The sequence below is a fragment of the Paraburkholderia hiiakae genome, assembly GCF_904848665.1.
In the GTDB taxonomy this organism is placed as follows: Bacteria; Pseudomonadota; Gammaproteobacteria; order Burkholderiales; family Burkholderiaceae; genus Paraburkholderia; species Paraburkholderia hiiakae.
On sequence record NZ_CAJHCQ010000035.1, the window covers coordinates 1 to 11,339 of the forward strand.

An 11,339-nucleotide genomic window follows, 5' to 3' on the forward strand; every position below is an offset into this window, starting at 1 on the left:
CATCCATGGATGTGGACTAAGGAGGGCATGACATGACAGCCGCACTGTGGGGAATTGCCGGCGGAGTGGCCTGGATGTTCGCGTTCGCGTTGTATCGGCGCAGTCTTCGGGAACCCCCGCGGTCTCACCCCGACCGGACGCCATGAACGCGTACGCAGCGTACGCAGACATATTCACGAGTCGAGAGACCGCTCTCGCCCTTTTCTCGAACACCCGGTCGCGATCGGCGGGAGGCGTTGGGGCGAGTTGCCCAGGCGGGGACCGATATCACGCTGCAGACGGGCCCGATGACCGGATGGCAATACGCCGGTGGTGGACAGCCAGCGCTGCCTCGCCGCCGCTCGTGGCGTGAAAGAGTCCAAGCTGCTCGAACTCCTCTTCCTGCAGCGGCGTGATGGCGATATCCGTGTAGGCGTAACGTTCCGGTGCCTTCATGACTCCCCTGAGGATAGCCTCCGTCCTGAGGTAGAAGCGCAGATATTTTGTCGCCTTGACAACGGTCTCACTCCAGTAGCGCGGATAGAAGCGAAGCGGCGATTCAACCGGTAGCCCCCAACGGCGGTCACGGCGGTGTTTCATCCGCAGGGCTCCCCCTTCGAGCGGATGCACACCCTCGTGTTCGATCATCAGTCTGAACCAGGCGATTGTGCGCATGATCGTCTTCGGTCGGCCGTTCGGGATCTGCGCTGCCCGCTTGACGATCGTGCGGATGTGCTCGTACGAGTAGAACGCGCTCCAGGCGCTCCGATACGCTTCTTCCCATTCGGCGTCCGACATTTTCGGGTGGTGCGTGACCCGGTGGTTGGTGTCGTATTTGTTGATGTCCGGGTCCATCCATTCAGCGTTCCTTACCATCGTCTGATGATCCTCGGAGCCCGGAAGCGGGGTGAGCATGAAGAATTCGAGGATGTCTATTGGCAATTCACGCTTGATGATCTCGATGTCGCGCAGGATCGATTCTTTCGTGTCCGCCGGGAAACCGATGATATAGCCAGCGTAGGTAATCGCGCCGTGGGTGCGCCACTTCTGCAGCATGGCGCGGTATTCGGTGATCTTGTTCTGCCGCTTCTTGGCCGCGATCAGATTCTCGGGATTGATATTCTCGAGCCCGATGAACACGCGACGCACACCCGCGCGCGTTGCCTTCTCGATGAAGTGTGGAATCTTGTGACAGAGCGTGTCGACCTGGATCGTGAAGCCGCAGTGAATGCCTTCCTTTTCCCGAAGTTCGATGATGCGATCGAGAAGAACCTCCCAGTCGTGATTGCGCGCGAAATTATCATCCGTGACGAAGAACCGGTCGATGCCCTGCTTTGCGTTCTCGCGAATGATTTTCTCGAGATCGTCGGGAGTGCGAAAGCGACTCTTGTGTCCCTGCACGTTGATGATGGTACAAAACGAGCACTGATACGGGCAACCTCGACCGAGGTCAACCGAGGTATAGGTGCCTGCCGTGCGTTCGATATGCTTGCGCGGCAAGAAGGGCTGGGGAGCACCTTCGAGCGAGGGTAACGTGTCCATGAAGTTATACAAGGGCTTCATTGCACCATTCCACGCGTCGAGAAGGACTTCATCAAGACGCCGTTCCTCGGCCTCCCCAGCGAAGAGCGCCACACCCATCGCTTGCGCTTCCTTAAGCTCAGCGGGCATCTCGGGCAGCATGGAGATGCAGCCGGAAACGTGGAAGCCACCGATCGCAACCGGCAAGCCAGCGGCACGGAACTGGCGGGCGAGGTCGAGTGCGCGCGGGTACTGGTTCGACTGGACACCGATTAGACCAATCATCGATCTCCCGCCCTTTGCCTTCAGGTCACGAATGATGCGCTCTGGCCATACCCGCTGGTTGGTTTCGTCGCATGTTTCGATATCGAAATGGACGCCATGGCCCAGCAGCTTTCGCTCTCGCGCGTCATCAGCGAGCGCATACATACAGGCGAGTGTATTGGAAGGCATGACCGAGCGGAGCCACTGGATCGGGTAGCCGTCGTCGTCGTAATGGGTCGGCTTGATGAGGACGAGAGAGAATCGGGAACTGTCAGGAATCGAGTGCATTGTGTCCTTGGTCTGCTCTGTAGCGCTGTCTGGAAGGCACACAGCCGTGAGGGTCGTCCGTCTTCAGAATATGGGAGATGGATCGTGAACTGGCAAGCACTACAGCAACCCGCATCGTACCCGCCTGGACCCCTGCTGTGTTTACAATTCCGCGGGCGTCAAGTTTCGATGATTGGGATCCTGTTGGGCTCAACGCGGTTGAGTTGCCGATTCAAGGTACACCCGCGGCGGGATTGCCTGCGCCATCGTCTTGATGCCTAAGACGTCATGGCGTTGGCCTCACAGGCGGCAAATGCGGCCGACATCTTCGTCCCGTTTCGCAACGCTTCCACAGGCTATGCGGATGTTAGCAGTGGTTGGGCGTCATGCCCGGCCTCGCTTGTTGAGGACCGCCCCGCCAATCCTTCCGATCTTTGGGGTGCCTCCGGCCCCGGCCCCTGCACGTGGTTTACGTTCCGACCAATCGTGCCGCGGCGGCCGCGCTGCAAATCAACAGAACGACGCGTCACCAGAGCGCTCGTCATAAACTGAGCCGTCGGCTCCTCTGCGCGGCGATTAACGAATGAATTGCATATTGGGCGAGTCGGTCCAGATGTCTGCAATCAATGCAACGTAAGCCTATCGCAAACATTTGCTTTCATGCTGAATTCCAGGCGGTGGAGGGCGATGTCACTTCTGAACAATTAGTAGTGCGACGCTATCTATGGAAAAAAATTCGACCGCTCGGGTCAGATACACCTGACTGGCAAGCGATCGCTGTTGCGGCGGAACAACTCATGTTGAAAGTAAATTGGTTTGTCACCCGTTTTGCCACGGGTTGCAAAGCCAAATCGCAGCTTAATTGCTACGAATTTATGAAACGTGTCGTTTGTTTGTAGCAGCAATTTTTTTAGGGCGATCTGGCTTCTGCTCAGGACGCGACTATAGACTGACACCGCTTGTTCCTTTCATGCCAACGGGTGCTATCTCATGAAGAAGATCACCATTGCCGTCGCCGTTTGCGCCGCGTCTGCAGCGCCCGCTGCCAACGCACAGAGCTCGGTCACCCTCTACGGTCTGATCGACGCCGGCATCGCCTACACGAACAACGTTCAGAATGGCGCCCCCGGCCACGGTAGCGCGCGCGTCGCCCTCACAAGCGGGAATATCAGCGGCAGCCGCTTCGGCCTGCGCGGCAGCGAGGACCTGGGCGGCGGTTTGCATGCTGTCTTCGTGCTCGAAAACGGTTTCAACGTCAACAACGGCACGCTCGGTCAGGGTGGCCGCATGTTCGGCCGTCAAGCGTATGTCGGCGTGAGCGGCGATCAATACGGCACCTTGACGATGGGCCGCCAGTATGACGCGATGGTCGACTTCGTCTCGCCGCTGTCAGGTACGGCGGGCACGTTCGGCGACTCGGGATTCGCCCACGTGTATGACAACGACAACCTGCAACACACCGTCCGATTCAGCAACTCGGTGAAGTTCGCGAGTGTCGACTACTCGGGCTTCAAGTTCGGCGGCATGTACGCGTTCAGTAACAGCACCAGTTTCGCCGTCGATCGTGCGTATAGCGCTGGTGCGAGCTACAACAACGGCCCGCTGCAATTCGCGGCAGCCTACCTTCAGATCAACGGTTCGGCGGCGGCGAGCAGCCCTGCAGGAACCGCCAATCAGAACGTTGCGGCGGACCCGAGCGAGTTCAAGGCGACCGCGGGCGGCGGCAACCTGACGGCGGACGTGCAGCGCACGGTCGGTGCGGGCCTCGGTTATACGTTCGGCCCGGCGGTGATCAACTTCGTCTACACGCATAGCCAGTACCAGAACACGTCCGCATTCGGCCTGAACCCGGTGAGCGGCTCAACTCACTTCGACAACTATGAACTCAACGTCAAGTACTCGCTCACGCCTGCGCTGATTCTCGGCCTCATGGATACGTTCACGGACGGTCATCTGAACGGCGTGAGCAAGTCGAACATCAGCTCTGATCCGAAGTGGAACCAGGTCAACGCGATCGCGCGCTACTCGCTGTCGAAGCGCACGGAAGTGTACGGTGAAGCGATGTACCAGCGCGCGATCGGCCACAACAACGTCGCGACGATGTACAACGCCGGCGGCTTCTCGGCGACGAGCAATCAGGTGATGGGCGCCGTCGGCATGTTGACGCGCTTCTAGGCGGCCATCAGAGCCCGCATCCCGCGGTCATCGGAGTGGATTTGTACAACTTGCGAGACGAGGGATATCGCAGTCGGCACCGGCGTTGTCATTGGCGCGCCATCGAGGACCGCTCCGGGCTAGTACTGTCGTATCGTTGATTGATTCGCAAGCTTGGCGCAGCTTTTGCGAAACTCCGTTCATGAGCCTGTTTTTTCGAGTTTTATTATTCTAACGTTGTCGGTATGGTACGCCTGCATCGTAACTGATCCCAAAAGCATGTTCGCGCGAGGTTTTGCGGTGCCCCCCTCTGAGTTCACGATCAGATGCCTACAGCCAGACGAATGGCGTTTGTTGAAGGCTCTTCGTCTGAGGGCGCTTGGTTGCGACCCTCAGTCGTACTGGGAGACTGTGGAAGAAGCCAGCGCACGCGACGACGTGTACTGGAATACCTTCGCCAGCAAAGTCACGTCGCCGGAGGGGGCCAGAATGTTCATCGTTGAGCATTCTGAGAGCGTTGCCGCTTTCGTTTTCGGCGTTAAAAAGGACGCTGGCGAATATAGCGTCGGGGGCCTTTGGGTCGATCCGGTTCACCGACGAAAGGGAGTTGGTAGCTTGCTGGTGCAGCAGGTCGTCACATGGGCGAGAGCAGATTCGCATGCTGCGGTAATCCGCCTCTGGTGCCATACTGGATCGGCACTATCGTTCTATCAGCGCAACGGCTTTCAATCTTTGGATCGATTTCGGACCAACGACCTTGATGGCCGCCGGATAGTTGAGATGGAGTGGCGCAGCACTTGATGGTCGTGCGCGCTATCGCGCGAGTGAGACGGGACTTCCGTGGTACCCGTAGTTCTACGCTGGAACCGCCGAGATACTCGGCCCCGACTCTACGGCTCAATGCGGAGTGCGCAAGTGAGCGATAACGCGCCTTCCTGGGCGCCGCCTGACTATCCCTGGCGTTCTGTTTCCCGCTCCTCGATCCCGTGCTTGCGTGTGAATATCCCGGCCGCAATGAGTCCGACCTCGTAAAGAATGATCAGAGGGAACGCGAGAATCAGCTGAGAGAACACGTCCGGTGGCGTCACCACGGCGGAAATCGCAAACGCACCGACAATCACATAAGGCCGGATCTGGCGCAACTTCCCTACAGTCACGATCCCCATTCCTGCGAGAATCACCACGATGATTGGCACCTCAAATGTCGCGCCAAACGCGAGAAACATGGTGAGGGCGAAACTCACATACTTGTCGATATCCGTCGTCATTTCCACCCCGAGTGGGGCGTTGTAATGCGCCATTACGCGGAAAATGGTCGGAAACACAACGAAATAAGCGAATGCCATGCCGCACAGAAACAGGGTGTAGCTGCTGGCGACCAGCGGCACGACGAGCTTCCTTTCCTGCCGGTAAAGCCCCGGAGCAATAAACGCCCAGATCTGGTATAGCACGACCGGTAGTGCGATGACGAGCGCAACCACCATAGTGACCTTCACTGGGACGAAGAAAGAGCCGGTGACGTCGGTGACAATCAGCTTGCCGTTCGTCGGCAAGTTCTGGATCAGCGGATGGGCTAGCACCCGGAAGATATCGGGCGCCCAGTAAACCAGTCCCATGAACACGAAGAGCACTGAGGCGCCCGCGCGGATGATCCGGTTACGGAGTTCGACCAGGTGTGAAATGAACGTCTCTTCAACTGGTTCGTCTCTAATGTGTTGCAGTTCGCTCATGCCAGGCCTCCGCCAGGAATCGTCGATGGAAGAAAGGTAGTCAATGCCAAATGAACGCGAGGAAGGCTATGAAAAGAACCACGCGCGGCGGCGCATCGTCTCGGGACTGCGCCATGCAGTCCGTGACGCGCGCGATTGCTGGCGCGTTTTGCGCACCGTTGCCTGCTTGTACCAGCTCGGGATAGCAGCTTGCCTGGCGCGCCAGTTTCTGCGCTTCGCTTGCGACGCGTTTCTGATGTCCATTAGGACGCCTGAGGTATCACCGTAGACGGGCGTCATATCTCGACCTTCGGCGCCCGTTACAGGGTCCGACATCGACGTGCCCAGTTTCCACGCGTTGTCGAGTTCGCTTTCTTGCGAGCGCAGTACGTCGTGAACCTTGTTCTCGATATCCGACGCTGCTGATTCAAACCCGCCGCGCATCTTCTTCAAACTGTCGAGATCAAGCTCGCGAGCGACTTCCGCCTTGACGTCGTCGACATACCGTTGCGCGCGGCCGAACAGCGCGCCCGCCGTTCGCGCTACGCCAGGCAAGCGCTTCGGGCCGAGCACGACAAGTGCGACGACACCGATCATCGCCATTTTGGTTAATCCGAGGTCGAACATGGAATCAAGGCTCCTTGAACTATGAGGGGTACAGCCGAGGCCATACTTATTGAAGCGGAAACTACCGGTATTCGCCCCGACGCGTCGTGTCCTTCGTTTCCATCTCAACGACACCGTCATGAGGCAGTGCAGGCTGCTGCTCCGAAATTTGATTCTCGGCCATGCCGTCCTTAAACCCCTTAACCGCGCTACCAAGATCGCCCCCGATGTTTCGCAGCTTCTTCGTACCGAAAACAAGTGCCACGATCAGCAAAACGATCATCCAATGCCAAATGCTCAGCGAACCCATGATTGAAAACCCTCTCTAGTTGCGCGGCGCGTGTCGCCCGCGACGAAGAATGTGGACCTTGCGGCCCGATTTGGAGCATCGACGCTCCGCTGATTAAACCGATGTTTTGCACCCAATGAAGGGCGTCGTTGGCTGCATCGCCTGAAGACGAAACAAGCTCTCCTGAAAGACCGGGCTTTCTCCGCCTCGAGAGCGCACTCAGCGTCAGGTCTCTGGATGTTGCTAAGGGGCGTTGCCCCCGCAACTGCCAGAATGAAACCGCGTTAGCGCAGCGATCTGAATGCTGCCCGGACCTCGCTGCTGAAGAGTTCGGGTTGCTCCCATGCAGCGAAGTGACCGCCGTTGTTGACCTCGTTGAAGTAGATGAGGTTGTGATAGCTGCGCTCCGTCCAGCTTCGCGGCGCGCGATAGATCTCGCCCGGGAAGACCGACACGGCAGCCGGCAGGGAAATGTCCACCGCGTCGAAGTTGTTGGAATGGTCTTCCCAATAGATTTGGGCGGCTGACGTAGCGCTATTCGTTAGCCAGTAGAGCGATATATCGTCGAGCATCTCATCGCGCGTGAGGACGCGTTCCGGTACTCCGCCGCTATAGGTCCATTGTGAGATCTTGTCGTACATCCACGCGGCCTGCCCAACGGGTGAATCCGCGAGCGCGTAGCCAACGGTCTGCGGCCGGGTCACCATCATGGCGGAATAGCCGCAATTGTCGCGATAGAACACCCTGAGAGACTCGTATGCGGCCCTCTCTTGCGGCGACAGGTTGCCCGGTGCAGGCGCTCCGAGGGTGAGCAATGTGGCGATGTCGGGAGGTACCGTTGCTGGCATGTTGACGTGAATGCCGATTAAGCCCTTTACCTTTTGCATGGCCATCCGATGAGAAATCACCGATCCACAGTCACCGCCTTGCGATACGAAGCGGGTATAGCCTAACCGCGCCATCAATTCGCCCCACGCGCGCGCGATGTGGTCCGAACCCCAGCCGGTCTTCTTCGGCTGCTCCGAGAAGCCGAAGCCGGGTATCGATGGCACGACGATGTGGAACGCGTCGTCGGCGCTGCCTCCGTATGCGGTGGGATCGGTAAGCGGAGGAATGACCTTCAGTAGTTCAAAAATCGAACCTGGCCAACCGTGGGTCATGATGACCGGCATCGCATTCTTGTGGCGAGACTTCACGTGAATAAACTGGATATCGAGACCGTCGATTTCGGTCATGAACATCGGTAATGCGTTCAGTTTTGCCTCGCCTTTGCGCCAGTCGTAGTCGGTTCCCCAGTACTGGACCAGTGCCTGCATTCGCGCACGTTGTACACCCTGGGAGTCGTCGTTGACAGTCTCCTTGCCGGGCCAACGCGTGGCGGCGAGCCGTCGGCGCAGATCGACGAGGCTGGCTTCGGGCACACTGGCCCTGAAGGGACGGATCCTGTCGTCACCGGTCGCGGCGAACACGGATCCGGGAATCAGGCCTGCGGCGGCTACCGCGGCCGTAGCCGCGAGAATATGACGTCGACGGTGTGAAAACGGTGTTGAAGACATGGCTGACATCCTGGCGCTAGAAAGTAACCGGCGCGCCCATCACGATGCGCCGGAGTGTTCAAGAGAAGAACGCTTCATTGCCGGACTTCCTGACGGCTCAGCCGGCGCGGAGCGTGGATCACACAATGGATAAGGCAGGTTGCGACTGGCAATTCATGACTAGTGGGGCGAATACGGCGAAATCGACCTTCAACTGCCCCAATTGAGCTTGCTCAGGGCGCTTTCATCGGATTCCGTCGTTAGGTGCATTGAAACCGGACGAGGTATCTGGCTTGTGTCGAGAGACTGGCCAGTTGCATGGCTGTGTATCTGCGCGAGCGGCATACACATTGAGAAACAATTCTGAGAGGTGGGTTGCGGTGGATCGTCGATTGAATCGGTCACCCAAACCGATACCCGACGCGCAGAGCGTGGCATACCGGACACAAACAGGCTGCACGAGCAGATTGCGGCGCCATCGACATAGGCGTGCTCGGAGGTGCGGCCCTTGAAGTCGCCTCAGTGCTCGAGCGGCTCGCGCGAGCGCACACAGATGAAATGAATGTCGACGCCGCCGATCCGGCGAGAACGAGGGCGTGAGCAATCGGCCGCGGCCGCGTTAGTACGGAAAGAATTTTCGACTTTCCATCACACGAAAACGTGTACGCTTAAAAGTGTTGTTCGGAGTGCTTGCTGATTGCTCATAGCCAGGGTGTGATGTTGGCGAGCGCGCGGGCTACATAAGCGTCCTTTTCTCCCACTGGTGCAACGTAGCGAATCGCGCCGCATGCCGCCTCGATCCCATCGAGACGCGCAATCACCCATGCCGCCAGATACTGGGACGACAGGCAGCCGCCTGCCGTCGCCACGTTGCGCAGGGCCACGAATGGCTGTTCGAGCACCGCGACGCCTGCCGCTGCGACCCACGGCTTCGTGGTCGTATCCGTGCACGCCGGAGCCCCGTCGAGCAAGCCCAACCGCGCTAGCACGAGCGCGCCCGAGCATTGCGCGCCAAGCAGTTGGCGCACGGGATCGAACCGGAGTTGTGCCATCAAGCCTTGATCGGCAACGATCTCGCGCGTCCGTATTCCGCTGCCGACGAGAACGGCGTCCGCGCGGCAAGCGTCTTGAAGCGACGCCTGCGCCTCGACCTCCACGCCGTTCATCGAACGCACTCGCGGCGTGGGACTTGCTATGGCCACGCGCCATCCGGGCGTTCTGATCCGGTTCAGAATATTGAACGCGACTAGCGAATCGATTTCGTTGAAGCCGTCGAAGGTCAGGATGGCTATGTTCATGGCGTCCTCATACGATGCTGAGCTTGTGTTGCGCCATGGTAGGACCGAGAATCACTACAATCAAATAATTGTCATGGATACATTGCCATGCCCGAGCTTCGCTACAAGGCACTGGTCGATCGAATCGCCGGCGATATCCGGGCCGGGCGTCTGCGTCCGGGAACGCGTTTGCCGACGCATCGAGAACTGGCTGCGCGCGAAGGTCTCGCGCTGGTCACAGCGACGCGCGTCTACGCGGAGTTGCAGGCCATGGGACTCGTGAGTGGCGAGACGGGGCGCGGCACCTTCGTCAAGGAACCGTTGCCGCCGGCCGAAGGCATCGACCTGCTCGCATCAGGCGCGGACACCGTCGACATGACGTTCAACTATCCATCCGCGCCGGACCAGGCCGACCTGTTTCGTGTGGCACTGCGTCAGCTCGCGGCGTCGGGCGACCTCGAATCGATGCTCCGTTATCAGCCGCATGGAGGACGTGAGCACGAGCGTGCCACAGTCGCGCGACACCTCGCAGTACGCGGCCTGCAAGCCGCTGCGCAGACCGTGCTGCTCGTAAGTGGCGCGCAGCACGGATTGACGACGACTGCCATGACATTGCTGGAGCCCGGCGACGTGGTGGCCGTGGACGCGTTGACCTATCCGGGTTTCAAGCTGACCGCCGAAGCCTGCCGGCTCGAGATCGTGCCGGTTGCGGCCGCGGGTAACGGCCCCGATCTGGACGCGCTGGCCGCGCTCTGCAAGCGGCGCAAGGTGCGCGCGGTGTACACGATGCCGACGCTGCACAATCCGCTTGGCTGGGTAATGGGCGTGGCGCGCCGTCGCGAACTCGTTGCCATCGCGCGTCGCCATGGGCTCCTGATCATCGAGGACGGTGCTTACGCGTTTCTCGCGGAGGGCGCTCCACCTCCGCTTGCCGCGCTTGCGCCCGAGTTGACGGTGTACGTATCGAGCTTTTCGAAGAGCGTGGCGACGGGGCTGCGTGTTGGCTTCATCCACGCGCCGCGCGAATGGATTCCGAAGATCGAGCGCAATATCCGCGCGACTACATGGAATACGCCGGCGACGCTGACGTCGATTGCGTGCAGATGGCTCGAGGACGGCACGGTCGCAAGGCTCGAGGCGCAAAAGCGTCGCGATGCCACACGGCGCCAGGCGATTGCCGCGCGTGTGCTGGCCCAGTTCAAACGTGTTGGGCATCCTGCGTCGTACTTCCTCTGGCTTCCATTGCCGCAAGAGGTTCGTGCCGACGCGATCGCGATGGCGCTCAGGAACGAACGGATTGCAGTATCGACTGCGCACGCGTTCTGCGCGTCGACACAAGTGCCACACGCCATTCGGCTCGCACTCGGTTCGGTCAGCCTGGCGGCGATCGAACACGCCTTGGAGCGAGTAGCGAAGACGATCGCCGATCAGAGCTACTAACTGCGGGTGGCGTTACACGCAACCAGTGCTTACCGCTCAACTTCCGTCAAGCTTTACCTCGAAGCTTCTGGATATCTCCGTTTGCAATACGCACTGGTCCGCCTATAGCTAGGTCTCGCGTGGCACACGGGACCTTCGTCGACTCCGCATGCGTCTCGCCGAGCCCAGGCGCGCACATCTCGGGCATCTTCTCGTAGTGGGTGAAGTTACCGCTCCAGAATTCGCTGGATATGTGATGCAGCAGATGACGGATCGCGGAAGCTTCTTCTTCGGACCCTGTCGCGACACACCCCATTGT

General features: G+C 59.4%; 10 protein-coding genes. 4 read left to right on the forward strand and 6 right to left on the reverse strand.

Features of this window, described 5'->3' with window-relative positions; all coding sequences use genetic code 11:
- Positions 1-267: 267 nt before the first annotated feature.
- Positions 268-2,052 (reverse strand): B12-binding domain-containing radical SAM protein, encoded by a 1,785-nt coding sequence (locus tag JMY28_RS37005; protein ID WP_201700837.1) that lies wholly within the window; start codon positions 2,050-2,052, stop codon positions 268-270.
- A 605-nt stretch (positions 2,053-2,657) separates the two neighbouring features.
- Here JMY28_RS37005 and JMY28_RS37010 point away from each other — a divergent pair.
- The 3 genes from JMY28_RS37010 to JMY28_RS37020 all read left to right on the forward strand — a co-directional run bounded on the left by JMY28_RS37010 (position 2,658) and on the right by JMY28_RS37020 (position 4,986).
- Entirely contained in the window at positions 2,658-2,930 is a 273-nt protein-coding gene (locus JMY28_RS37010; RefSeq protein ID WP_201700838.1) for a hypothetical protein, read from the forward strand.
- A gap of 91 nt (positions 2,931-3,021) precedes the next feature.
- Entirely contained in the window at positions 3,022-4,206 is a 1,185-nt protein-coding gene (locus JMY28_RS37015; RefSeq protein ID WP_201700839.1) for a porin, read from the forward strand.
- 390 nt (positions 4,207-4,596) lie between these two features.
- Positions 4,597-4,986 carry a GNAT family N-acetyltransferase gene (locus JMY28_RS37020; protein ID WP_201700840.1) on the forward strand — a complete coding sequence of 130 codons (390 nt, stop codon included), beginning with the start codon at positions 4,597-4,599 and terminating at the stop codon, positions 4,984-4,986.
- A gap of 149 nt (positions 4,987-5,135) precedes the next feature.
- Here JMY28_RS37020 and tatC read toward each other — a convergent pair whose 3' ends face one another.
- The 5 genes from tatC to JMY28_RS37045 all read right to left on the reverse strand — a co-directional run bounded on the left by tatC (position 5,136) and on the right by JMY28_RS37045 (position 9,622).
- The gene (gene tatC / locus JMY28_RS37025) at positions 5,136-5,915 is read right to left on the reverse strand and encodes a twin-arginine translocase subunit TatC (protein WP_201700841.1); all 780 of its coding nucleotides are present in this window, start codon (positions 5,913-5,915) and stop codon (positions 5,136-5,138) included.
- Positions 5,916-5,981: 66 nt separating this feature from the next.
- Positions 5,982-6,521, reverse strand: coding sequence for a Sec-independent protein translocase protein TatB (gene tatB, locus JMY28_RS37030; protein WP_201700842.1), 540 nt, complete (start codon positions 6,519-6,521; stop codon positions 5,982-5,984).
- Positions 6,522-6,582: 61 nt separating this feature from the next.
- A complete protein-coding gene (gene tatA / locus JMY28_RS37035) occupies positions 6,583-6,810 on the reverse strand; it encodes a Sec-independent protein translocase subunit TatA (RefSeq protein ID WP_201700843.1) in 228 nt (75 codons plus the stop codon).
- A 263-nt stretch (positions 6,811-7,073) separates the two neighbouring features.
- Positions 7,074-8,345 (reverse strand): epoxide hydrolase family protein, encoded by a 1,272-nt coding sequence (locus tag JMY28_RS37040; protein ID WP_201700844.1) that lies wholly within the window; start codon positions 8,343-8,345, stop codon positions 7,074-7,076.
- A 680-nt stretch (positions 8,346-9,025) separates the two neighbouring features.
- The gene (locus JMY28_RS37045; RefSeq protein ID WP_201700845.1) at positions 9,026-9,622 is read right to left on the reverse strand and encodes a DJ-1/PfpI family protein; all 597 of its coding nucleotides are present in this window, start codon (positions 9,620-9,622) and stop codon (positions 9,026-9,028) included.
- A gap of 87 nt (positions 9,623-9,709) precedes the next feature.
- Between JMY28_RS37045 and JMY28_RS37050 the strand changes: the two genes are divergently transcribed.
- Positions 9,710-11,041 carry an aminotransferase-like domain-containing protein gene (locus JMY28_RS37050; RefSeq protein WP_201700846.1) on the forward strand — a complete coding sequence of 444 codons (1,332 nt, stop codon included), beginning with the start codon at positions 9,710-9,712 and terminating at the stop codon, positions 11,039-11,041.
- The last annotated feature ends 298 nt before the right edge of the window (positions 11,042-11,339 follow it).